18 protein-coding genes and 1 pseudogene are annotated in these 23,389 nt (G+C 72.1%); 7 read left to right on the forward strand and 12 right to left on the reverse strand.

The features are described 5' to 3' along the window. Window positions 1-12 precede the first annotated feature (12 nt). On the forward strand, window positions 13-768 hold the full coding sequence (locus tag ACIOHP_RS21425; RefSeq protein WP_401889675.1) for a GntR family transcriptional regulator: 756 nt from the start codon (window positions 13-15) through the stop codon (window positions 766-768). On the opposite strand, the gene ACIOHP_RS21430 is transcribed toward ACIOHP_RS21425, so the two are convergent. Beyond that, on the reverse strand, window positions 704-1,636 hold the full coding sequence (locus ACIOHP_RS21430) for an anti-sigma factor RsbA family regulatory protein (protein WP_401889677.1): 933 nt from the start codon (window positions 1,634-1,636) through the stop codon (window positions 704-706). The genes ACIOHP_RS21425 and ACIOHP_RS21430 overlap by 65 nt on opposite strands. Further along, window positions 1,633-2,514, reverse strand: a complete 882-nt coding sequence (locus ACIOHP_RS21435) for an MEDS domain-containing protein (RefSeq protein ID WP_401889679.1) — start codon at window positions 2,512-2,514, stop codon at window positions 1,633-1,635. The genes ACIOHP_RS21430 and ACIOHP_RS21435 overlap by 4 nt, the downstream gene beginning before the upstream one ends. Before the next feature lie 106 nt (window positions 2,515-2,620). On the opposite strand from ACIOHP_RS21435, the gene ACIOHP_RS21440 reads away from it, so the two are divergent. Beyond that, window positions 2,621-4,696 carry an ATP-binding protein gene (locus ACIOHP_RS21440; protein WP_401889682.1) on the forward strand — a complete coding sequence of 692 codons (2,076 nt, stop codon included), beginning with the start codon at window positions 2,621-2,623 and terminating at the stop codon, window positions 4,694-4,696. 161 nt (window positions 4,697-4,857) lie between these two features. On the opposite strand, the gene ACIOHP_RS21445 is transcribed toward ACIOHP_RS21440, so the two are convergent. Next, window positions 4,858-5,583 carry a class I SAM-dependent methyltransferase gene (locus tag ACIOHP_RS21445; protein ID WP_401889684.1) on the reverse strand — a complete coding sequence of 242 codons (726 nt, stop codon included), beginning with the start codon at window positions 5,581-5,583 and terminating at the stop codon, window positions 4,858-4,860. A 97-nt stretch (window positions 5,584-5,680) separates the two neighbouring features. On the opposite strand from ACIOHP_RS21445, the gene ACIOHP_RS21450 reads away from it, so the two are divergent. The 4 genes and pseudogenes from ACIOHP_RS21450 to ACIOHP_RS21465 form a co-directional block, all read left to right on the forward strand. Then, a complete protein-coding gene (locus tag ACIOHP_RS21450) occupies window positions 5,681-6,082 on the forward strand; it encodes a nuclear transport factor 2 family protein (RefSeq protein ID WP_401889686.1) in 402 nt (133 codons plus the stop codon). Between the two features lie 89 nt (window positions 6,083-6,171). Continuing rightward, window positions 6,172-6,999: a class I SAM-dependent methyltransferase gene (locus ACIOHP_RS21455; RefSeq protein ID WP_401889688.1), complete on the forward strand. Its 828-nt coding sequence runs from the start codon at window positions 6,172-6,174 to the stop codon at window positions 6,997-6,999. 242 nt (window positions 7,000-7,241) lie between these two features. Then, window positions 7,242-8,381: a transcription termination factor Rho gene (rho, locus tag ACIOHP_RS21460; RefSeq protein WP_361544124.1), complete on the forward strand. Its 1,140-nt coding sequence runs from the start codon at window positions 7,242-7,244 to the stop codon at window positions 8,379-8,381. 83 nt (window positions 8,382-8,464) lie between these two features. Continuing rightward, a pseudogene (locus ACIOHP_RS21465) lies at window positions 8,465-9,301 on the forward strand (D-alanyl-D-alanine carboxypeptidase family protein); the annotation flags it as partial. A gap of 59 nt (window positions 9,302-9,360) precedes the next feature. On the opposite strand, the gene ACIOHP_RS21470 reads toward ACIOHP_RS21465, so the two are convergent. From ACIOHP_RS21470 to ACIOHP_RS21480, 3 genes are all read right to left on the reverse strand, one after another. Continuing rightward, a complete protein-coding gene (locus tag ACIOHP_RS21470) occupies window positions 9,361-10,743 on the reverse strand; it encodes a glycosyltransferase 87 family protein (protein WP_401889691.1) in 1,383 nt (460 codons plus the stop codon). Then, window positions 10,740-12,134, reverse strand: a complete 1,395-nt coding sequence (gene mptB / locus ACIOHP_RS21475; RefSeq protein ID WP_401889694.1) for a polyprenol phosphomannose-dependent alpha 1,6 mannosyltransferase MptB — start codon at window positions 12,132-12,134, stop codon at window positions 10,740-10,742. Before mptB ends, ACIOHP_RS21470 begins: the two co-directional genes overlap by 4 nt. Before the next feature lie 90 nt (window positions 12,135-12,224). Next, entirely contained in the window at window positions 12,225-13,154 is a 930-nt protein-coding gene (locus ACIOHP_RS21480) for a glutaminase (protein WP_401889696.1), read from the reverse strand. Window positions 13,155-13,381: 227 nt separating this feature from the next. Between ACIOHP_RS21480 and ACIOHP_RS21485 the strand changes: the two genes are divergently transcribed. Then, window positions 13,382-15,133 (forward strand): right-handed parallel beta-helix repeat-containing protein, encoded by a 1,752-nt coding sequence (locus ACIOHP_RS21485; RefSeq protein ID WP_401889698.1) that lies wholly within the window; start codon window positions 13,382-13,384, stop codon window positions 15,131-15,133. Here ACIOHP_RS21485 and ACIOHP_RS21490 read toward each other — a convergent pair. From ACIOHP_RS21490 to ACIOHP_RS21515, 6 genes are all read right to left on the reverse strand, one after another. After that, window positions 15,067-16,494, reverse strand: a complete 1,428-nt coding sequence (locus tag ACIOHP_RS21490) for a UDP-glucose dehydrogenase family protein (RefSeq protein ID WP_401889700.1) — start codon at window positions 16,492-16,494, stop codon at window positions 15,067-15,069. The genes ACIOHP_RS21485 and ACIOHP_RS21490 overlap by 67 nt on opposite strands. A gap of 37 nt (window positions 16,495-16,531) precedes the next feature. Next, window positions 16,532-17,554 (reverse strand): UDP-glucose 4-epimerase GalE, encoded by a 1,023-nt coding sequence (gene galE / locus ACIOHP_RS21495; protein ID WP_401889702.1) that lies wholly within the window; start codon window positions 17,552-17,554, stop codon window positions 16,532-16,534. Between the two features lie 55 nt (window positions 17,555-17,609). Next, window positions 17,610-19,481: a glycosyltransferase gene (locus tag ACIOHP_RS21500; RefSeq protein ID WP_361544106.1), complete on the reverse strand. Its 1,872-nt coding sequence runs from the start codon at window positions 19,479-19,481 to the stop codon at window positions 17,610-17,612. Next, complete coding sequence (locus tag ACIOHP_RS21505; RefSeq protein ID WP_361544103.1) at window positions 19,478-20,509, reverse strand: UDP-glucuronic acid decarboxylase family protein; 1,032 nt, start codon at window positions 20,507-20,509, stop codon at window positions 19,478-19,480. Before ACIOHP_RS21505 ends, ACIOHP_RS21500 begins: the two co-directional genes overlap by 4 nt. 320 nt (window positions 20,510-20,829) lie before the next feature. Beyond that, a complete protein-coding gene (gene aspA, locus ACIOHP_RS21510; protein WP_401889705.1) occupies window positions 20,830-22,245 on the reverse strand; it encodes an aspartate ammonia-lyase in 1,416 nt (471 codons plus the stop codon). A 113-nt stretch (window positions 22,246-22,358) separates the two neighbouring features. Beyond that, a complete protein-coding gene (locus tag ACIOHP_RS21515) occupies window positions 22,359-23,375 on the reverse strand; it encodes an asparaginase (protein WP_361544097.1) in 1,017 nt (338 codons plus the stop codon). Between the last annotated feature and the right edge of the window lie 14 nt (window positions 23,376-23,389).

A 23,389-nucleotide genomic window follows, 5' to 3' on the forward strand; every position in this document is an offset into this window, starting at 1 on the left:
AGGAGGCGCGGCATGGCCCGCACCACCACCCCGCACGAGGACCAGCCCCTGTACTGGAGGATCGCCACACAGTTGCTCGACGAGCTGCGCGACGGCACCATCGCACCCGGTGAACGGCTGCCGGGTGAGCGGAAGCTGGCCGAGCACTTCGGGGTCAGCAGGGAGACCGTCCGCCAGGCGCTCCAGGTGCTGCGCCGCGACGGCCTGGTCGCCACCGACCGGCGGGGCAGCCATGCCGCCCTTCCCGCGACGCCGGTCGAGGCTCCGTCCACGCTCGCCTTTCCGGTCGGCGCCGACACCGCCGGCCCGGGTGCGGCCGACCGGGCGACCGTCACCTGGGAGACTCCCCCGCCGGAACACGCCGAGGCACTGGGGCTCGCCCCGCACCGCCCGACCCTGGTGCATCGCTACGAGTCGGGCCGTCGTACGGCCCTGACCTCCTTCTCCGCCGTGGCGCTCGCCGAGGTCGAGGAGCTGGCCCGGTACCGCGGGCGGGCCGACGGCAACGCCTCGGCTCAGCTGCGGCGGGCCTACGACTGGATGCGCAAGGCGGGCCTGACCCTGCACCACCGCGACTCCATCACGCCGCTCGCCGACACCCCCTCGGTCCGGGTAACCCGCCGGGTCCACGACCAGTACGCCCGCCCCCTGGAGATCACCGACCTGGTCCTGGACGCCCGACAGGAGGCACTGGTCTACGAGTTCACGCTGCCGGCCGACGGAAGTACAGCCGCACGGCGGAACCGGTCGGGTCCAGGTCCTCGGTGACCAGGTCCGTCAGCTGCCGTACGAGCCACATCCCGTGGCCGCCCGGGGCGCGCGGCTCGGGCGGCAGATGGCCGGGGAAGGGCGGCCGGGGCGCCGAGGAGTGCGCTCCCTCGTCCCTGATCTCGCAGATGACGTACTCGGGGTCGCTGCGCAGCCGTACGACACCCCGCCCGCCGCCGTAGCGCAGGGCGTTGGCGACGCTCTCGTGCACCGCCGCCACCAGGTCGTACGCCCGCTGCTCGGGCAGGCCGACGCGGCGGGCGTACGCGGCGAGCCCCTGGCGCACGGCGGCCGAGCCACCGCGGGCGAAGGGGAGGTCGTCCGGGCTCGCGGGCAGGCGGGCGGGCCTCAGCGCGTCGCACTCCGCACAGAAGTCGGTGGGGTCGGTGAAGTCGGCTGCTCCGTGGGTGAGTTCGGGGTGGGTGCGGGCCGCGGTGCGGACGATGTCGGCGGGCAGTGCGTGGGTGTCGTACGGGCAGAGGATCCAGTGGCCCGTACCGGCGAAGGCGACGTTCAGGAGGGACTCGTAGCGCATCCACTCCCTGGTCTCGAAGTCGCTGCGCCCCGCCCAGACGGGTTCGCCGAGGACGCGCACACGTCGTCCGGTGCCCTGCCGGTCGCAGTAGGCGTGGTAGCGGCCCAGGGTGCGGGACGGGTAGTCGTACCAGTCGTGGGCGTCGACGAACTCGACCTCGCGGGAGCGGTCGCCGAGCGTCTCGACGAGCAGGGTGATGTTGTGCGGGCTCACCACCGCGAGGACGGCGTCGCCGGCGTCGAGGCCGTCGGTGACGAAGTCTGCCGTGCCGTCGAGGAATTCGGTGTCCGAGCCGTAGCGGAGGGCCTGATGGACGAAGCGTGTGCGGGTCATGGGGTGTCTCCGTCGGGTTCGAAGCGCAGGCCGGGTACGCGGTCCCAGCCGGTCACCCGCATCACCCGCTGGATGTGCGGGGCGACTCCCGACAGGACGAGGGTGCCGTCCACGGCGGAGAGGGCGAGAGCGGAGAAGACCAGCAGGCGCAGTGCGCCGACGTCGATGAAGTGCAGTTCGTGCAGGTCGAGCCGGATGCGGGCGCCGCTCGCGGGGCGGGCCCGTTCGGCGTGCAGGGCGCGGGCGACGGCGGTGACGTTGGTGTCGTCCACCTCCCCGGCGAGGGCGAGTCCGGGGGGTGCGAAGGTGCGGGTGATGGTCAGCAGGTCGTCACGCCACACCTGGTCGGCGCCCACCAGGCCGTGGTGGAGCCCGGCGAGCGGGGCCAGTTCGGTCTCGTCGAAGACCCGGCTGTCGTACTGGCAGATGCCGAGCACCGGCAGGGCGGCGAACACGGGGTCGAGCAGGAGTTCGCTGTCGTGGAGCGTCTTGAGCCCCTTCCCCGCCTGCGCGCGCAGAATCTCCGTGCACACCCGCAGCCCCAGGAAACCGTCGCCGACCGCGCGGCGCGTCTCGCGGCGGATCATCTCGTCGAGGTCCCACAGCCCCTCGGGGGTGGCGAGATGGGCGTCGACGCACAGCCGGCCGGCCGCGACCTCCTCGTCGACCAGGCAGCCGTGCGCCTCCAGGAACGACAGGGCGACGCCCGCGGGCATGTCGGCCGGCGGCAGGAGCAGTCCGCGGTGGCCGCTGGCCAGGCCGTCGAGCAGGAACGCGGCGAGGACGGTCTCGCGCTCCTCGTCCGTGTCGTAGCCGAGGAGCAGATGGTCACCGTGGCGCATCTGGCCCACAGCCGTCACAGCGGATGCGAGGACCATCGCGCGCCTCCCTCGACGGGGCGTCACCGCTTCCACGCTACGCCGGATTCCGGTTCCCCGTCAGGGTCTAGGGTGACCTACCGTCGGGTTGCGGTGAGGGGGGACGATGGCGGCCTCTGTGCAGGGCGGCAGGATCGGCAACCTTCCCGCCGAGGCGAACGAGTTCATCGGCCGCAGGCTCGAACTCACCGAGATGGCAGGGCTGTTGGGGACAGCGCGCCTGGTGACGCTGACGGGACCGGGAGGTGTCGGCAAGTCCCGGCTCGCACTGCGCGCCGCGCATGCCGCGAAGCCGGCCTTCCGCGGCGGGACCTGGCTGGTGGAGCTCTCGGAGCTCAGGAATCCGGACCTGCTCACGAACACGGTGGCGCAGGCGACCCGGCTGACCGAGCAGACCCTGCGGCCGCTCCTGGGAGCCGTGTGCGAGCACCTCGCCGGGCCGCCGCTGCTGCTCGTCCTCGACACCTGCGAGCACGTCCTGGCGGAGTGCGCGCGCGTCGTGCAGGAACTCCTGTCCCAGGTACCGGAGTTGCGGGTGCTGGCGACCAGCCGTCAGGCGCTGGGTGTACCGGGCGAGCAGCTGCTGGCGGTGGCGCCGCTGCCGCTGGGTGAACGGGACGACGCGGTGGCGCTGTTCGCGGCCCGGGCCGCGGCCGCGGTGCCGTCGTTCGCGCTCACCGAGGCCAACCGGGCCGGTGTGGCGGCAGTCTGCGCCCGCCTCGACGGGATCCCGCTGGCCCTGGAGCTCGCGGCCGTACGGCTGCGGGGCCTGCCTCTCGACCGGCTGCTGGAAGGGCTGGGCTCACGTTTCGACCTGCTCGTCTCGTCCGCCCGCCCACGGCCTGCCCGGCACCAGACGCTGCGCACGGCCATCGGCTGGAGCCATGAGCTGTGCACACCGCTGGAGCGGCTGCTGTGGGCCCGGCTGTCGGTCTTCGTCGGCGGCTGGGACGTGGAGGCGGCCGAGTTCGTGTGCCACGGCGGCCCGTTGAGTGCCGAGGACGTCCTCGCGCTGCTCGCCTCGCTCAGCGAGAAGTCGATCGTGGCCCGGGACGGCGAGGGCGTGGCGGGCCGCTACCGGATGCTCGACACCGTCCGCTCGTTCGGCGCCGAGTGGCTGGCCGGGCTCGGCGAGGAGGAGGCGGTCCGGCGCCGCCACCGGGACTACTTCCGGTGGATCGCCCGTCAGGGCGAGGCGGAGTGGCTGGGGCCGGGCCAGCGGATGTGGGCGGAGCGGCTGACCGCGGAGCACGCCAATCTGCGGCTGGCGGTCGAGGAGTGCCTGGCGGCGCCCGAGCCGGAGATCGCGCTCGAACTCACGGGCAGCCTCTGGTACTTCTGGTTCGCCTGCGGGTTCGCGGAGGAGGGCCGCGGCTGTCTGGAGCAGGCGCTCCTCCGTGCCTCCGAGGGCGGCGGGGCCGAACACACCCTCGCCGTGTGGGCGCACCGGCTGGTCACGCTCGTACCGGACGACCTGGAGGCCGCCGAGTCGGTGAGCACCGCCTATGTGTGGCTGGCCGAGGAGCGCCGTCTCCCGGTTCCCGCGCTGCCGTTGACCGGGGCGAGCCTGGCGGTGCGGGGCGAGTCGGCGCGCTCGGCGGTGCTGTACGGGAGCACCCGGCAGGCCCCTGGGGGCGACGGCGGCGCCGAGTTCTTCCAGCTGATGACGCTCGCCCTCCAGGCGTATCTCCTGGCCGGGCAGGCCGCGTTCGAGCGCTGCGCCTCGGTCGCCGGACGGCTGCGCCAGGAGTGCGAGAAGCGGGGCGAGTTGTGGATGCGGGCCTGGGGTGACTTCTTCGTCTCGCTCGCCGCGATCGGCCTCGGCCGGCCGGACGAGGCGCTGCGCCCGGCCCGCGAGGCGCTGACCGCGAAGTGGCGGGTGCACGACCGGCTCGGCGCCGCCGCGGTCGCCGACCTGCTGGTCGCCGCGCAGGCCGCCCGGGGCGAGGACGAGCTGGCGGCACGCCTGCTGGGCGTCAGCAGAAGCCTGTGGCGCACGGCGGGGCTGCCGCAGCTGGGCAGACCCGACACCTCCGTCTTCCACCGCGAGTACGAGCGCCGACTGCGCGCCTCCCTGGGCGATGCCCGGTTCACCGCAGCGGTGCGCGAGGGCGGGGAGCTGGGGCCGGAGGCGGCGATCGGACTGGCGCTGGGCGGAGACGGTACGGGGGAGGGTTTCTAGCCCGTAAGCCAGGCACGGCCGGCGGATGGCGGGGCGTCGGTGAGGGCACCGGGCCGGTACCGGCACGTCCGGGGCCGGCTGTCCGTTGTACGACGGCCGGGCCCCGGTGCCGGACAGTGCCGCGCCGACCAGCACCGGATCCCCCTCAGTGGCTCCGTCCCTCAATACGGCAGCCGCGCCACGACCATCCGGACGCGCGGGCTTCCGTCGCCCCGGCGGCCGAACTCGGGCAGCGCCACCAGCTCGACGCGGAAACCGGCGCGCTCCAGCTCCCCGCGCACCTCCCCCAGCCGGAAGGCCCGGTAGTACATGACGAACGGCGGCCGCCACACCGCGTTGCGCACCCGCATCACCATGTCGAAGCCCAGCAGCATCCAGTAGCCGAGCGATCCGGGCCGGGGAGGGGCGACAACCGGGAAGGCGAAGCGGCCGCCCGGCCGCAGTACGGAGCGGACCTGGCCGAACAGCCCCGGCAGCTCCCCCGGCAGGAAGTGCCCGAAGGCCCCGAAGCTGACGACAAGATCGAAGGCGGGCCGGAAGGGCAGCGCGCGGGCGTCCGCTCGGACCCAGTCGACCCGGGGCCCGGCGGGCCGCTCACGCTCGCGGGCGACGTCCAGCATGCCGGCACTGAAGTCCACGCCGGTGACGCTCTCCCGGCAGACCCGCGCGAGCACCTCCACCCCCGCCCCGGTGCCGCAGCACAGGTCGAGCCCGGCGTCGAAGGGACCGCTCCGCCGCAGCGCCCGCGCGACGGAGTCGAGCACCGAGTCCGGGGTCCGGAAGGGCGTGTGGTCGAACTTCGGGGCGAGGAGGTCGTAGCCGCGCTCCACGGAGGACAGGGCCTGGACGGCGAGTTCGCGGAGGCTCGGGCCTTCTGGGCTGAACATCGCGTCAGCTTAGGGGAGCACCCCCATGGACACGCCGCAGGCCGAGGCATACCGTAGAACACGAATACTCAACTAATTGACTATGAGGCGAGGTCGTATGCGTGCTTTCCGTGAGGCCGTCGAGGCGTGGGACTTCGACGCGGTCGAGGCGCTGCTGGCGGAGGACGTCGTCTTCACCAGCCCGGTCGTCTTCAAGCCGTACCCCGGCAAGGCGATCACGGCGGCGATCCTTCGGGGTGTCTCCCGGGTCTTCGAGGACTTCCGCTACGAGCGCGAGCTCGCCGGGGCCGACGGCCGCGACCATGCTCTGGTGTTCGCCGCCCGGGTGGGCGACCGCGCGCTGACGGGCTGCGACTTCATCCACGTCAATGAGGACGGTCTGATCGACGAACTCACGGTCATGGTGCGGCCGTTGTCGGGAGCCCAGGCTCTCGCGGAGGCCATGGGCGCCCAGTTCGAGCGGATCGCGAAGGAGGCCGAGGCGACCTCCGCCTCCTGACGTCACGAGATACGCCGGCGAACCGCCCTCGGGGGTTCCGATGGCTGGTATGCGGCTCGGAGTGCGGGCTCTTCCGGTTGGATGGCCTCATGAGCACCGACGAGCACGCGCGGTTCATGCGGGCCAACCAGGCCAACTGGGACGCCCGTACCCCCGTCCACCTCGCCAGCCGCTTCTACGGTCTCGACCAGGACCTCGATCCCGCGCGCTGGTTCGCCGGGTTCGAGTGGGACGACCTCGGCGAGCTGAACGGCCGCGACGTGCTCCACCTCCAGTGCCACCTCGGCACCGAGACGATCGCCTTCGCCCGGCGCGGGGCCCGGGCGACGGGCCTGGACTTCTCGGCGGCGTCAGTGGTGGCCGCGCGGGACATCGCGGCGAAGGCGGGGCTGGACGTCGCGTACGTGCAGGCCAATGTCTACGACGCCGTCGAGGCGCTCGGCGGGCGGCAGTTCGACGTCGTGTACACCGGGAAGGGCGCGCTGTGCTACCTGCCCGACCTGGAGCGGTGGGCGAGTGTCGTCGCTCAACTGCTGCGCCCGGGCGGGCGGTTGTACATCGCCGAGTTCCATCCGCTGCTCAACTCGCTGGGACCGAAGCCCGCCCCGGGTGAGGGGCCCGAGCTGCTGCTCCGGCACGACTATCTGGGCGGTGGCGACGCCGTGCACCGTGACGCGACGCACACCTACACCGACGGGCCGGCCGTGGCGGACGCCACCGACAGCTATGAGTGGATGCACGGAATAGACGAGGTCATCAACGCGTTGACCGGGGCAGGACTGGCCATTCGGCGGCTCCGGGAGAGCGACGAGCTTCCCTGGCCGCGTTGGCCGCAGATGGTCCGCACCCCGTCCGGCTGGTGGCGTCTTCCCGAGCCGCGGATCCCGCTTCTCTACGGACTCCTCGCCACACGCTGACCCACCGTGGTACCGTCCCGTTAGCACCTGTGTACGCCCGGTCCTGGGCGCCGGTGCCGATTCACCTTCACTTCGCCGGTCGTCGTACCGGCTCTCCCCGCACCTCGCAGTCGACGGTCCTCACCGTTTCCGAGGTGCTCTCTCCGCCGCCCGAAGGCCTTCTGTCCGCCTTCCCGAACTCCGCGGCACTCCCCTTCCTTCCGCATGTCCCATGCCCTGTGTCCTCGAAAGGACCGACCACCATGACCACCACACTCGAACACCCCCCTGTCCAGCAGCTCCCGGTCCGCGCCGCCACCGGCGTCCTCGACATCGACGCGCACGGGAAGGGCCTTCTGCGCGCCGAGAGCATGCTGCCCCTGCCGTCCGACCTCCAGGTCTCCCCCGCGCTGATCCGCAAGTACGGTCTGCGCAAGGGCGACGTCGTCGACGGCGTACGCGGCACCCAGCGCGCCCTCACCGAGGTCGCCCGGGTCAACGGCCGCACCCCCGACGACCTGCGCGGCCGCCGCCACTTCCGCGACCTGACGCCGCTGCACCCGAGCGAGCGCATCCGCCTCGAACATCCGGCGTCCGGTCTCACCGGCCGGGTCGCCGACCTCATCGCCCCTGTGGGCAAGGGTCAGCGCGGTCTGATCGTCGCCCCGCCCAAGACCGGCAAGACGGTCCTCCTCCAGCAGATCGCGGCGGCCGTAGCCGGCAACCACCCCGAGTGCCGGCTGATGGTCGTGCTGCTCGACGAGCGCCCCGAGGAAGTCACCGACATGCGGCGCTCCGTGCGCGGCGAGGTGTACGCCTCCACGTTCGACCGCACACCCAAGCAGCACATCGCGCTCGCGGACCTCGTGATCGAGCGGGCCAAGCGGCTCGTCGAGGACGGCGAGGACGTCGTGATCCTGCTCGACTCGCTGACCCGGCTGTGCCGGGCGCACAACAACGCGGCCGCCGCCGGTGGCCGCACCCTCAGCGGCGGCGTGGACGCGACCGCGCTCATCGGCCCCAAGCGGTTCTTCGGCGCCGCCCGGGCCGCCGAGGAGGGCGGCTCGCTCACCATCCTCGCCACCGCCCTGGTGGAGACCGGCTCCCGTGCCGACGACTTCTTCTTCGAGGAGCTCAAGAGCACCGGCAACATGGAGCTCCGCCTCGACCGCGAACTCGCCTCCCGCCGCGTCTTCCCGGCCGTCGCCATCAACCCCTCCGGCACCCGCCGCGAGGAACTCCTGCTGCCCCCGGCCGAGTTGACCGCCGTACGCGGCCTGCGCCGGGCCCTGCAGACCCGCGACGGCCAGCCCAGCCTGGAAACCCTCCTGGAGCGCATGCGCGAGACCCCGGACAACGCGACGTTCCTGCGCCGCGTCCTGCCGACGCTGCCCAGCGGCTGACGCACTCCCCCGTCCGGGTGCACGCGCGCCCCGCACGGCCCGGCCAGCGAGGTGTAGGGCGGGTCCATTCCTAGGTTTGCGGTATGACTATCGGATCTACCTCCCGGGTTGCCGTGTCGGCCTGCGCCCTGTGCACGGCGGGCCTGCTGGCGCTCGCCCCTGTCTCGGCGGCCGCCCGCACGGGCTCCGACCCCGATGCGCCCGGTGGCCCGCGGGCCGCGGCCGCGCGGCCCGCACTGCTGTACCGCTCCGGCACACAGGTCCGCCCGCACCGGGACGCGCCCCGGGTGCCGGACGTCTCCGCGCTGTCGTGGGTCGTGGCCGACACGGAGAGCGGGGAGGTGCTCGCCGCGCACGACGCGCATCGCAAGCTGCCGCCCGCCAGCACGCTCAAGACGCTGTTCGCGCTGGCCGTGCTGCCCACCCTGCCCGGTGGGATCCGGCACAAGGTCGGGAACGAGGAGCTGGCGGACGTCGGGGCCGGCAGCAGCCTCGTCGGGGTGCGGGAAGGGCAGACGTACCGGGTCGCCGATCTGTGGCGCGGAGTGTTCCTCAACTCCGGGAACGACGCCGTGCACGTGCTGGCCCGGCTCAGCGGCGGCTGGCGCTTCGCGGCCACCCGGATGCAGGCCAAGGCCCGAGCGCTCGGCGCCCTCGACACCCACGTCCGCTCGCCCGACGGCTACGACACACCCGGCCAGGTCTCGTCCGCGTACGACCTCGCCGTGTTCGGGCGAGCGGGACTGCACAACCCCGACTTCGCCCGGTACTGCGGCACGGTCGAGGCGAAGTTCCCCGGTGGCGGCGGCTGGTCGTACGCCATCCAGAACACCAACCGGCTACTCACCGGCGCCGACGGGGTGGAGCCCTACGACGGGCTGGTCGGGGTCAAGAACGGCTACACCAGCAACGCGGGCAACACGCTCGTCGCCGCCGCCGAGCGGGGTGGGCGCAGGCTCGTCGTCACGGTGATGAACCCTCAGTCGGGCGGTGGCTTCGCCGTGTACGAGGAGGCGCGCGCGCTGCTCGACTGGGGGTTCGACGCGTCGGGGCGGGTGGATCCGGTGGGTTCGCTGGACGCGCTGCGGGTCAGGCCGCGGCCGGGCCCCGAACCGGCGCCCGCGGCCGCGGCCGCCACGCCCGTCCCGCACGACGGGTCCGGCTGGCCGCGGACGGGGGCGATCGCGGGCGCCGCCGGGCTCGGCGCGGTCGCCGTCGCCTTCGTCCTGCGGGCCAAGGCCGGTCGTCCGCCCCGGAGCTGACCGGCCGGCAGCCACAGCAGCAGACCGAGAGTGATCCAGGTGTACGTGTTGCCGCCGAGGAAGCCGTCGACGCCTGAGGCGTCGTCGAACCACAGCCACACCACGCTGGTGCACAGCACCGCGTACAGGGCGCCCGCCACGCGCGGGTGCCCTGCGCGCACCAGTACGGCGAACGCCGGCAGCAGCCACACCAGGTGGTGCACCCAGGTGATCGGGCTGATGAGGCAGGCGGTCAGCCCGGTGAGGGCGATCGCGGCCGGCCAGTCCCCCGCGGCCGTCGCCCGGCGGGCCCGCACGGCCCAGACGGCCAGCACCAGCAGCACCGCGGCCGCCCACCACACGCGGCCCGGTTCGCCCAGCCTGGCCAGGATCCCTTGCAGCGACTGGTTCGAGACGTAGTCCAGGCGACCCACCCTCGTCGTGTCCCACATCGCCCGCGTCCAGTAGAAGCGCGAGGCGTCGGGGGCCACCAAGGCGGCCAGCGCGGTCGCGCCCACGGCCACCGACGCCGCCACGGCCGCGGCCCGCCGCCGCCCGGCGAGCAGCAACAGCACGACGAAGAGCGCGGGCGTGAGTTTGACCGCCGCCGCCAGACCGATTCCCACGCCGGCCCGGCGCCCCCGCCCCGCGGCGAGCAGCCATCCGTCCGTCAGCACCAGGGCCATCAGCAGGAGGTTGACCTGACCGAAGCTGAACGTGTCCCGCAGCGGCTCGAACAGGGCGAGCAGACACGCCCCCAGAGCGCAGCCGAACCAGCCGTGGCGTCGCCAGGACCGTCCGGCCAGGAGACGCACGATCACCGCGAGGGCCGCCAGGTTGAGCAGCAGCGCGACGACGATCACGACGCGCAGCGGGAACAGGGCCATCGGCCGCATGGCGACGGCCGCGAAGGGCGGGTAGGTGAAGCCGTACGTCGTGCCGGGCACCCTGTAGTCGTAGATCCGGCCGCCGTGGTGGACCCAGCTGTCGACGGTGCCGTAGTAGACGCGCAGGTCGAACCAGTCGCGCAGCAGCGGCACGGTCGCCGTGAAGGCGGTGACGGCGGCGGCGAGGGCGAGGACCAGCAGGAGTCGGCCGCGGTCGGTGCGGGGCGCCTTCATGCGGTGCGGCCCGACGCCGGTGCCTGGGCCGTCTGGTGGGCCTGCCACAGGACGACCACGGCGAGCGCGCCGCCGCACACGGCCAGGACCAGTTGCCCGGTGTCCGCCGGACCGCCGCTGGGCAGGGTGGCCAGCGCGAGCACACCGGTCACGGCGGCCGTGCGGTGCCGTACCGAGGTGCTGGGGGCCGCCGCGGCGATGAGGAAGAGCCCCCACAGGGCGTACCAGGGGCGGATCGCCGGGCCGAGGGCGGCGACCGTGACCAGGCTCAGACCGAGCGCGTACACCGGGCGCGGGCGCAGTCGCAGCCATATGGCCAGGACGGTCAGTCCCGCGGCCGCGATGCCGAGGGCGTGCCAGGCCGGTATCGCCAGGGGCGCGAGGTCGCTGCCGAGGTGTTCCAGGAGCGCACGGGTGGCGCGGCCGAGGAGGCTGGTGAGGGCCCAGTTCTGCGGTGACACGGGTGTGTTCAGGGCTCCGATCCAGCCGTATCCGGTGCCTGCCACGGCGGTCGCCGCGACGGTCGTGGCGGCGGCAGCGGCCGCGGTCGTCGCGACCGCCGTCACCGGGCTACGGCCCGCGCGGAGCTGGAGGACGACGACCGCGGCGAGGCCGAGCGCGGCGGGCGCCTTGACCAGGGCCGCGAGGGTGACGAGGACGGCACCGAGCACCGGCCACCGGCCGAGCGCCGCGACCAGACCGGCGCCGAGGAGACCCAGCATGACGGCGTCGTTGTGGGCTCCCGCCACCAGGTGCAGCAGCACGAGCGGGTTGAGGGCGCCGAGCCAGAGCGCGGCGGCCGGGTCGGCGCCGCTGTGCCGGGCCAGACGGGGCAGCGCGGCCGCCATCAGGGCCACCCCGCACAGTGCCACGAGCCGCATTCCGATCAGCCCGGCGGGGAGTTCGCCCCGGGTCAGTGCGGTCAGCGCGGAGGCGACGGCGAGGAACACCGGGCCGTACGGCGCCGCGGTGTGCTGCCAGGCCGGGGCGACCTCGTCGGCGAGCGGGCCGCCGAGCTGGGCGGGGCCGTGGGTGTACACGTCCATGTGAGCGTCGACCATGGCGCCTTGGGCGAGGTAGCTGTAGACGTCGCGGCTGAAGAGGGGCGGGGCCAACAGCAGCGGGGCCGCCCAGATCGCGAGGACCAGCAGCAGGGCGCGCGGGCTGGGTGGTGCGGCGCCGCGGACGAGGCGTCCCAGCAGCAGCCAGGCGGCTATCAGCAGGACGACGCCGAAATAGACGCCGACCAGGCCGAGGGCGACCCGCGCATGGGCGGGAGCCAGGAGCTCCCGTACGGGCAGGGCGCCGGCCGTGTCACCGCCCAGGGCGAGGAACGCGGTTCCGGCCAGGCCCAGAACCTGACAGCGGCGGAGATCGACGGGGAAAGCCATGGCCAACACTCGGGAAGCGTGTCAACGCCGGGTGGCCGGAAACCGACGCGGCGCCCTCGGTACGACGGCGGCCGTGTGACCGCCGTGTGTTCAGAACACCGACAGGCCCGTGAGCGTCGTGAACCTGTCCAGCGCCGCCACTCCCGCCACCGAGTTGCCCCGCTCGTCCAGCCCCGGACTCCACACGCACAGCGTGCAGCGGCCGGGCACCACCGCGATGATCCCGCCGCCGACGCCGCTCTTGCCCGGCAGCCCGACCCGGTAGGCGAATTCCCCCGCCGCGTCGTACGTCCCACAGGTCAGCATCACCGCGTTGACCTGCTTGGCCTGGCTGCGGGTGAGCAGGCGGGTGCCGTCGGCGCGGATGCCGTGGCGGGCCAGGAAGGAGGCGGCGAGGGCCAGATCGGCGCAGGACGCCAGGAGCGAGCACTGGCGGAAGTACTGGTCGAGCAGGACCGGGACGGGGTTGTCGATGTTGCCGTACGCCGCCATGAAGTGGGCGAGGGCGGCGTTGCGGTCACCGTGGGCGGCCTCGGAGGCGGCGACCTCCTCGTCGAAGTCCAGGCCCGGGTTGCCGCTCTCGGCGCGGAGGAACGACAGGAGCTCTCCCGCGGAGTCCCCGGTACGGGTCTGCAGGCGGTCGGTGACGACGAGCGCGCCCGCGTTGATGAACGGGTTGCGCGGGATGCCGTTCTCGTACTCCAGCTGGACCAGGGAGTTGAAGGGGTTGCCGGAGGGTTCGCGGCCCACGTGCTCCCAGAGCGCGTCGCCCTCGCGGGCCAGGTCGAGGGCGAGGGTGAAAACCTTGGTGATGGACTGGGTGGAGAACGGCTGCCGCCAGTCCCCCACGCCGTACACCGTGCCGTCCAGTTCCGCGACGGCCATGCCGAAGCGGCGCGGGTCGCAGGCGGCGAGCGCCGGGATGTAGTCGGCGGGCCGGCCACGCCCCGGGGTGCGTTCGATCTCCTCGGCGATGCGTGCCAGGACCGGTTGGAACTGCGAGGACATGAGCGTCATCATGCCGCACACCTGTCCCGGGATCATCCGCGGGTCTGTGCGGGACCTGCGTCCGCCCGGCAGGGACGCGGCCCGGTTCCGTGTGCGGCAGCGGTACCGGCAGGAGGCCAATCAGGCATGTCTTGGGCCGAACTCCGCGTGCTGGCCCGCCGATCCCGGCCTCGCACGTCAGGGTGAGTCCGCGGTCTCCATCAATCGGGGGCCGCTCGGCCATCGAGCGGACAGGAGCGATGTTGCGCCAACGGAACGAAGGCGACGGAGCCACCGGCTTGCAGGGGTCGGCCCACCGGAGAAGCGCCGGCGCGGCCGCCGGTCCGCTGCGGCGCAGTACCGCGGCCAGCCTGTGCGCGACCGTGCTGCTGCTGGCCGGGTGCAACACACCCGACCCGTATGTGCCCCTGCTGGAGAACCCCAGGGACGGACGGACGTTCTATCTCAGTCCGCAGGGAAACGACGGCGCCGACGGGCGGACACCGCAGACCGCCTGGCGCACACTCCTGCGCGCCGACGCCCTGCGGTTCAAGCCGGGCGACCGGCTGCGGCTGAAGGCCGGGGCACGTTTCCCGGGCACACTGAGCATTGGTACGGGGGACGCCGGAAACGCCCGCAAGCCTGTCGTGATCGAATCCTACGGAGAGGGTCGCGCGACCATCACGGCCCGCGGCACGCGCGCCATCGAGGTGCACAACACGAGCGGAGTCGTCGTCCGTGACCTGACCCTCGTCGGCGACGCCGCGTCCTACCGGTCGCACGACGGCATCGCCTTCGTCAACGACCTGCCCGGCGACCGGAAGCTGCCGTACGTCCGGGTCTCGGACGTCGAGGTGTCGGGCTTCCACAACGGCCTCCGGCTGCACGGCGGCGCCGAGGCATCCGGCTTCCGTGACGTGGTGATCAAGAACTGCGCACTGCACGACAACCAGGACGCCGGTCTCGTGTCCGACGGTCCGCCCTTCTCCGCGGCCGCGCCCGCCTACGCGCACGCCGAGGTGACGGTGTCGAGGGTGACCGCGTACCGGAACTCCGGAGACCCGCAGGCGTCCGAGCGCAACACCGGCAGCGGCATCGTCCTCGGCAGTGTCCACCAGGGCACGGTGGAGCGGTCCGTCAGCCACAGCAACGGGAGTTCGTCCTCGCCGGACGCCGTCGAGGGACCCGAGGGCATCTGGACGTACGACTCGACGCGGATGACGCTGGAGAAGAACGTCTCCTACGCCAACCACACCGGTTCCACCGTGGACGGCGGCGGGTTCGGCCTCGACAACAACGTGTCCCACTCGCTCATGCAGTACAACCTGGCCTACGGGAACGACGGTTCAGGCTTCCTGGCCTACTCCGCCGCCCCGAACACGGCGCACAGGGACAACACGATCCGGTACAACATCAGCCACAACGACGCCCGCAAGCTCGCGCAGTACGGCGGCATCGTCGCGTTGGGATCGCAGGTCGCCGATCTCTCGATCTACCAGAACACGGTGCTGACCACGGCGAACGGCGCCGTCCGCGCACCGGCGCTCCGGCTGGAGCCCAGCCTGCGCGGCGTCACCGTGCGCAACAACGTGTTCGCCACGGACGGCTCGCCCGTCGTCGCGACACAGGGGGCCTTCGACGCGTCGTCCGTGCTGCTGCAGGGCAACGACTACCACAGCTCGGGAACCTGGTCCCTGCTGTGGGGCGGGCGCGCGTACGGCGACATGGCCACGTGGCGCCGGGAGGCGCGTCAGGAGTCGCTGGGCGCACAGGTCACCGGCACAGACCGGGACCCGTGTCTCGCCCAGGTCCCGGTGTCCGCGGCCGGTCCGGCCCTGCGCGGCGGCGAACCGGTGCGCGGCGCACTCGCGGGACGGTGCGCCGGCACGCTGGCCGCTGCCGCGGTGGACCTGCGGGCCATGGGGGTCGACCCCGGGCGGATGGACTACTTCGGAGCGCCGCTGAGCGGATCGCCCGGCGTGGGAGCCGTGGAGACCGGTCCGCCCGCCTGAGGGATCGTGACCCGCAGGGTGTCGCCCGGGCCCGGCGTCGGGACGTGGACCGGGCGGCCCAGGGCGCGCACGTGCCAGCCGGCCTCCCGCCAGAGCGCCGGGTCCAGGGCGTTGCGCGCGTCGATCATCCGCGGGGCCCGGACCACCTGGGACAGCTTCACCGGGTCCAGCGCCCGGTAGTGGCGCCACTCGGTCAGGTGCAACACCAGATCCGCGTCCCGGCACGTCTCCAGCACGTCCGTGGAGTAGGACGGTCCGGGCAGTGCCAGCCGCGCGTTGTCGATGCCTTCCGGATCGTGCACGCGGACGTCGGCACCCTCGGCGACGATCTCGGCGGCGACGGCCAGGGCCGGCGAGTCCCGCACGTCGTCGCTGTCGGGTTTGAAGGTGGCACCCAGCACCGCGACCCGCCGTCCGGCGAACTCACCGCCCAGGAGCTGCCGGGCCAGAGCGACGGTCCGCCGCCGCTGCCGGTGGTTGATCCCGTCGACCTGGCGCAGGAAGGACACGGCGTCCCCCACCTGCAGTTCCTCGGCCCGGGCGAGGAAGGCGCGGATGTCCTTGGGCAGACAGCCGCCGCCGAACCCGAGGCCCGCGGACAGGAAGGCACGCCCGATGCGGGCGTCATGGCCGAGGGCGTCGGCCAGCGTCACCACATCGGCGCCCGAGGCGTCGCACACCTCCGCCATGGCGTTGATGAAGGAGATCTTCGTCGCCAGGAAGGAGTTGGCCGCGACCTTCACCAGCTCCGCGGTGGCGGGATCGGTGCTGACGTAGGCGACACCGTCCCGCAGCATCGGTTCGTAGACCTCGCGCAGCGTCCGGTCGGCGTGGGACGAGGTGACTCCCACGACCAGCCGGTCGGGGCGCAGGGTGTCCTGGACGGCGAATCCCTCGCGCAGGAACTCCGGGTTCCAGGCGACCTCGGCGGCTACGCCGGGGCGGACCTGTGAGGTCACCCTGCGGGTGAGAGCCCGGGTGGTGCCCACCGGCACGGTCGATTTCCCGACGACGAGGCTGTCGCGGGTGAGGAGCGGTGCCAGACCGTCGACGACCGCCTCCACATGGCTCAGGTCGGCGGCGAGGGAGTCGGCGCGCTGCGGTGTGCCGACGCACACGAAGTGCACGTCCGCGAAGTCGGCGGCCTCCCGCAGGGAGGTGGTGAAACGCAGTCGCCCGGCACGGGTGTTCCTGATGAGGATCTCCGGCAGGCCGGGTTCGAAGAAGGGCGCCCGGCCTGCCGCGAGGGCCGCGATCTTTCCGCTGTCGGTGTCGACACCGAGGACGTCGTGTCCGATGTCGGCCATGCACGCGGCGTGCACGGCTCCGAGGTAGCCCGTACCAATGACGGTCAACCGCATAGGAGTACTCCTGTCTTGGGACCGCCGAGCCGACGGGTCAGCGGGCGTAGCCGTGGGGGTTGAGTTCCTGGAACCGCCAGGCGTCACGGCACATGGCGGCGAGGTCACGCGTGGTGGTCCAGTCCCAGGCCTCGGCCACCGCGCTCGCGTCGGCGACGAGCTCGGCGACATCGCCGGCTCTGCGGTCGACGACCTGGTAGGGAACGGGACGGCCGCTCGCCTCGGCGAAGGCCGCGACCAGTTGCAGTACGGAGGTGCCGGTGCCCGTGCCCAGGTTGAACACCCGCATGCCGGTGCGGTCGTCCAGGTGCTGGAGGGCCACCCGGTGTCCCTCGGCGACGTCCATGACGTGGATGTAGTCCCGCACGCCGGTGCCGTCCGGTGTGGGGTAGTCGTCCCCGAAGACGCTCAGCTCCTCGCGTCGGCCGACGGCGACCTGGGCGACGTACGGCATGACGTTGTTGGGGACCCCTTGCGGGTCCTCGCCGAGCAGCCCGCCGGGGTGGGCTCCCACCGGGTTGAAGTAGCGCAGGTCGAGCACCTTCATGTCCGTCAGGTGGGCGCAGACGTCCTCCAGGATCCGCTCGCACGTCAGCTTGGTGCGGGCGTAGGGGTTCGTGGGCGCCACCGGGCTCTGCTCGGTCAGGGGCACGGTCCGCGCGTCGCCGTAGACGGAGCACGACGAGGAGAAGACCAGCCGGCGGACGGCGTGCTCGTGCATCACCGACAGCAGGGCGCAGGTGCCGCCCACATTCGTGTCGTAGTACTCGACCGGCAGGGCCACCGATTCCCCGACCGCCTTGTGGGCCGCGAAATGGATGACCGCGTCCACCTGGTGGGTGGCGAACACCCGCGAGAGGGCCGGCCGGTCGCGCACATCGACCTGGTAGGCGGCGGCGAGCGGTCGGCCCGCGGTCTTGGCGATGCGCTCCAGGGCGAGGGGAGAGCTGTTGACGTGGTTGTCGACGACGACCACTTCGTAGCCGTGGGCGAGCAGTTCGACGCAGGTGTGGCTGCCGATGAAGCCGGCGCCACCGGTCACCAGGACCGTTTCGGGCATCGGGCACCTCGTTCTTCGTCACGAAGGAGTGGGGCGTTGCGGACGGGCACGGGCATCAGCCCGACAGGAAACCCCGCACATAGGTCGGGAACAGCAGCAGCGCGAAGCCCAGCGGCACGAGCGCGACGAGACCCGAGGTCAGCGGCAGGATCGCGGTCCGCAGCGCCCGGTGCGCGCCCACACCCGCGGACCTCGCGGTCTCCCGGATGTGCAGCAGGCTGACGGCGAGGGTCACCAGCGCGTACGAGATCGAGCCGAGGAGACACAGGAACACATAGCCGATGGCGGGGCCGGTCAGCTGCCCGACCACAGCCGCGCCGGACAGGACGACGGTGATCAGGAGGTAGGGGAGCATCAGGCGCAGCGGCAACGGCTCCATGCCCTCGCGGACCTTGGGCGTCACCTTGAAGACGACCTTCCGCGGCCGCAGGCGCTGCACCAGCGCGGCCACGGCGCCCCAGGCCACCCACGGCCAGCGGGTCAGCGCGAACAGCCAGCCCTCCCAGCTCAGCAGCGGCGCGTCGACAGGACGCAGCAGACCGCGTCGGCGCAGCAGCAGGGTGAGCAGGACGAGGAAGAACGACATGGCCCAGAAGTGCAGGAGGAAGGCGCCGTAGTTCACGTTGATCCACGGCCGGCCGGTGACCGCGGCGATCGGCGGCAGCATCAGGCCCGCGGTGGTCGTCAGCGCGAGCAGCGGATAGTAGGAGAGGGCGAAGGCGAAGCGGATCCGCAGCCGGCCGGGCATGCGCCACAGATGCTTCGGGAGCATGCCCAGCAGCATGAACACCAGGCTCCGCGACCACTGGAACTCCTGCGTCACCATGGCGGCGAAGGTGATGGGGCCGTCGCCGTGCGCCTCCGCGTCGATGGCGAACGCCCCGTGCCAGCCCGCCGAGTTCAGCAGGAACGTGGTGGCGAAGTCCTCGGCCAGTTCAGGGCCGAGGCCGCCGATGTCCTTCAGGGCGCGGGTCCGTACGGCGTAGTGGGAGCCGATGCACAGCGGTGCCAGGCCGTCGGAGTGGCCCAGTTGCATCGGTCCGTGGAAGGTGGCCTCGCGATACAGGCGTCCGCGTGCCGACCACGAGGTGCGGGCGTTGGCGTCGCACACGCTGGGTGCGGCGACGTAGCCGATGGCCGGATCGGCGAACGGCCGGACCACTTCCCCCAGATAGCCGGGGTGCGGCACGTGGTCGACGTCGAGCTGGGCGACCACGTCGTAGTCGGCGTAGCCCCAGTGGTCGTAGAAGTGCGCGAGGTTGCCCTCCTTGCACCGGGTGCGGCGGGGCCAGGCGTCGCGGTGGTACGAGGCGGCGCCGCGGCGGCAGGACACGCGCACGGCGTTGGCCTCGCACCAGTCCAGGATCTCCCGGCTCGGGTCCTCGTCGCACAGCCATACGTCGTAGGGGTGCGGGAAGTCCTGGCGCAGCATGGCGGTCAGGGTGGTGCGGGCGACCTGCCAGGGCTCCGACGGTGCCCGGGTCACCACGAACGCGGTCCGGAGCCGGGGCACTTCGACGGCGGGGTCGAAGGTGCGCAGCCGTACCATCACGACGACGAAGTACAGCGGCAGCGCGGACAGGTACAGCAGGAGGGCGCTGTTCACCGCGAAGCCCACCAGGCCGAGGCGGTGTTCCGGGCGCAGCCACCACTCCCAGAAGCAGACGAAGGCGACCCACCAGCCGATCGCGAGCAGGGACACCTTCATCCGGTCGAGGCGCCCCAGCAGGGGGACGCAGGACGCGGGGCCGGGCGTGAGCCGTCTGCGCGGTTTGCCGAAAACCGGTCCGTCGGCGGGCATGTCGACGACGTTGCCCGCCGACAGTGTCCGCAGGTGGGATCTCAGCATCGCCTCGTCGGTGTGCGCGGCGCCCGGAGCACCGTCCAGAGCGGTGCCGTGTCTCCGCCCGTGATCCGTCTCGGTCACGACGCGGCGGCGACGGTCGTGCCGACCTGGTGCGAGGCGGCCTTGACGACGCCGTCCTGCTGGCCGCCCCGGATCGCGCAGAGCGCGGCGGCGATGTCGTCCGGCCGGGAGGCGAACCACTCCACCGTTCGCCGCAGGCCGTCCTCGATGCCGATCTCGGGGCTCCAGCCGAGGCGCTGCGCCGCTCGGGCGATCGCCGGCCGGCGGCGGGTGGGGTCGTCCACCGGCAGCGAGTGGAACTGGATCTCGGCCTGCGATCCCGTGAGGTCGAGTACGAGTTCCGCCAGTTGCAGGACCGTCAGTTCGACGGGGTTCCCGAGGTTGACCGGTCCGGGTTCGTCGTGGTCCAGCATGGCGACGATGCCGCGCACCAAGTCGTCGACGTAGCAGAAACTGCGGGTCTGCTTTCCGTCTCCGTAGACGGTCAACGGCTCTTGGGCGAGTGCCTGGACGACGAAGCTGGAGACGACCCGGCCGTCGTGCGGGCGCATGCGCGGACCGTAGGTGTTGAAGATCCGCACGATTCCCGTGTTCGTTCCGCGGTTCGTCCGGTAGGCCTGGGTCAGCGCTTCGGAGAACCGTTTCGCCTCGTCGTAGACACTGCGCGGGCCGACGGGGTTGACGTGGCCCCAGTACGTCTCGTCCTGAGGGTGTACCTCCGGGTCTCCGTACACCTCGCTCGTGGAGGCGAGGACGAAGCGGGCGTCGTGGCGCGCCGCGAGCCGCAGCGCGTTCTCCGTACCCCGGCTGCCGACGGCGAGCGTCTCCAGCGGGCGGGCGAGGTAGTCGGGAGGCGAGGCGGGGCTGGCGAGGTGGGCCACCGCGTCGACGGTGCCCGAGACCTCCACGGACAGGCTGACGTCCCCGCGGACGAGTTCGAAAGCCGGGTCTGTGAGGAAGGGGGCGATGTTCGCGGGGTCGCCGGTGGAGAAGTCGTCGAGGCACACGACTTCGTCGCCGCGCCGAAGGAGTGCTTCGCATAGATGCGAACCGAGAAAACCGCCGCCACCTGTCACGGCCACACGCATGAATTCTCCTGGACTCACCGAAGGGATTCCATCGCTCCGCCCGGCGGGGAAGGTGCGGGATCTTGCACCGGGACAGGAGACGGCCTGTTTCGGAGGCCGCAGAATTCACGATATGGGCGTTAATAGGACATAAATGGGAATGCCGACACGAGCTGCGCCGATCAGCGGGTACCGCCCGAGGGGCGCTGTCTCTCGTCCTCCCGCCACCACTCGGATGTGACGGGTGCGCCACCCTCGCGCGGTTCACCCCTGGGTGTGACGGCGCCGCGTGTCGGCGCGGCGCGGCACACCGGTGTCCTGCGGCACCAGGAGACCGCTCGTCAGACCGCCCGTGCCGTGCCGCTGCCGGCGAGCACCTCCGGACGCAGGAGGTCCGCCAGCCGCTCGGCCGGCAGCAGACCCTTCTCGAGGACGAGTTCGGCCACTCCCCTGCCCGTGGCGAGGGCCTCCTTGGCGATGTCGGTGGCGGCCGTGTACCCGATGTGCGGGTTGAGCGCGGTCACCAGGCCGATGGAGTTCTCCACGCTCGCGCGCAGCACCTCGGTGTTGGCGGTGATGCCGTCCACGCACCGCTCGGCGAGCGTGAGGCACGCGGCGCGCAGGTGCGTGATGGACTCCGACAGGGAGTGCAGGATGATCGGCTCGAACGCGTTGAGCTGGAGCTGCCCCGCCTCCGCGGCCATCGTGATCGTCACGTCGTTCCCGATCACCTCGAAGGCGACCTGGTTGACCACCTCGGGGATCACCGGGTTCACCTTGCCCGGCATGATCGACGAACCGGCCTGGACCGGCGGCAGGTTGATCTCACCGAGCCCCGCGCGCGGACCGGACGACAGCAGCCGCAGATCGTTGCAGCTCTTGGACAGCTTGACCGCGACCCGCTTGAGGACGCCGGACATCTGGACGAACGCCCCGCAGTCCTGGGTCGCCTCGACCAGGTTGACGGCGGTGACCAGCGGCAGACCGGTGATCTCGGCGAGATGGCGGCGGGCCGATTCGGCGTACCCGGCGGGAGCGTTGAGTCCCGTACCGATGGCCGTGGCGCCGAGGTTGATCTCATGGATCAACTGGACGGCCTCGTCAAGACGATGACGATCCTCGTCGATCATGACGGCGAACGCGGAGAACTCCTGACCGAGCGTCATCGGTACCGCGTCCTGCAACTGTGTACGGCCCATCTTGAGCACATCACGGAACTCGACCGCCTTACGGGCGAACGAGTCCTGAAGTACCGCCATCGCCTTGAGCAGTCCACGCACCGCGAAGACCGTCGCCACCTTGACTGCGGTCGGGTAGACGTCGTTGGTGGACTGGCCGAGGTTGACGTCCTCGTTCGGGTGCAGATGCAGGTACTGCCCCTTCTCGAACCCCAGCAGCTCCAACGCCCGGTTGGCGACGACCTCGTTGGCGTTCATGTTGGTCGAGGTACCGGCGCCGCCCTGGACGACGTCCACGACGAACTGGTCGTGCAGCTTGCCCTCACGAATCTCCCGGCAGGCCTCGACGATCGCGGCGGCCTTGCGCGGTTCCAGCAGCCCGAGCTCCTCATTGGCGAGCGCGGCGGCTTCCTTCACGGCGGCCAGGGCGTCGATGAGGTGGGGGTAAGCGGAGATAGGGGTCCCGGTGATGGGAAAGTTCTCGGTGGCCCGCAGGGTGTGCACACCCCAGTAGGCGTCGGCAGGAACATCACGGTCACCGAGCAGATCGTGCTCGCGACGGGCGACGACGGCGGTCATGAGAGTTCGGGTCCCTTTCTGAGGGGGTGAAGGTGAGCTACCTAGGGGCGCGGGGAACTGCGCGACCAGCCACGACGGGCCCGCAGCCGCAAATCAAGAAGTCCGGCACCCCCTTAGGCGCAAGCCGAAACAACAACGGGCTCCAGCGAACGGACCGGCCGCACACGCCCGACCTCACGGCCACCCCCGAGAAGCGCCTCCCCCTGGAACTCCTTGAGCAGCTCAGGCGAGACCCCGGCCCACGCCAACGCGGCCGCAGCGACCGGCACCCGCGCCCGATTCGCCCCGTCAGCGATCTTCACAGCAACGGAACGCCCGTCCGGAAGGGCAGCGACCTGCACGCCCTCGAACCCGTCCTTGGCCAGCAGCCCCGGCACGGCCCGCATCAACGCGGCCACGTCCCGCCCCGCCCCGGACGCCATCTCCGCATGCGTCCGCATCGCGTCGGCGACCCGGGCCTCGGGCGTACCCGGCGCCGCGGAGGTGATCCGCGCGGCGGCCCGGGCAAGTCCGTGCAGGGACACGGAGAACAGCGGCGCCCCGCAACCGTCCACCGTCACCTGGGCGATCCGCTGCCCGGTGAGGTCCTCGACGATCTCGGCGATCGCCTGCTGGAGCGGATGCGCGGGGTCGAGATACCCCTCAAGAGGCCAGTCGTTGAGCACGCATGTGTAGAGCATCGCCGCGTGCTTGCCGGAGCAGTTCTGCGCGAGTCGCGAGGGCAGCCGGCCCTCCCGGACCCACCCGTCGCGCACGACCGGGTCGAAGGGCATGTCCGGCACGTTGCGCAGGGCGTCCTCGCCCACTCCCGCGAGCTCCAGGATCCGCCGCGTACCGGCGAGATGGCGCTCCTCGCCGGAGTGGCTCGCCGCGGTCAGCGACAGCAGCTCTCCGTCGAGCGGGAGTCCGGCGCGGACCATGGCGACGGCCTGGACCGGCTTCAGCGCCGAGCGCGGATAGAACGCCGCCTCGATGTCGCCGAGCTGGAACCGAACGTGCCCGTCCGCGCCGAGGACGACGACGGAGCCGTAGTGGATGCCCTCCACGACCCCGCCGCGTATGAGGTGGGCGACGGGGGCGTGGAGGGGCTCGCGGATCAGGGGTGGGTCCGCGACGAGACTGCTGTACATCACTTCCTGCTTCT

Source organism: Streptomyces sp. NPDC087859, assembly GCF_044742595.1.
GTDB classification, from domain to species: Bacteria; Actinomycetota; Actinomycetes; order Streptomycetales; family Streptomycetaceae; genus Streptomyces; species Streptomyces canus_F.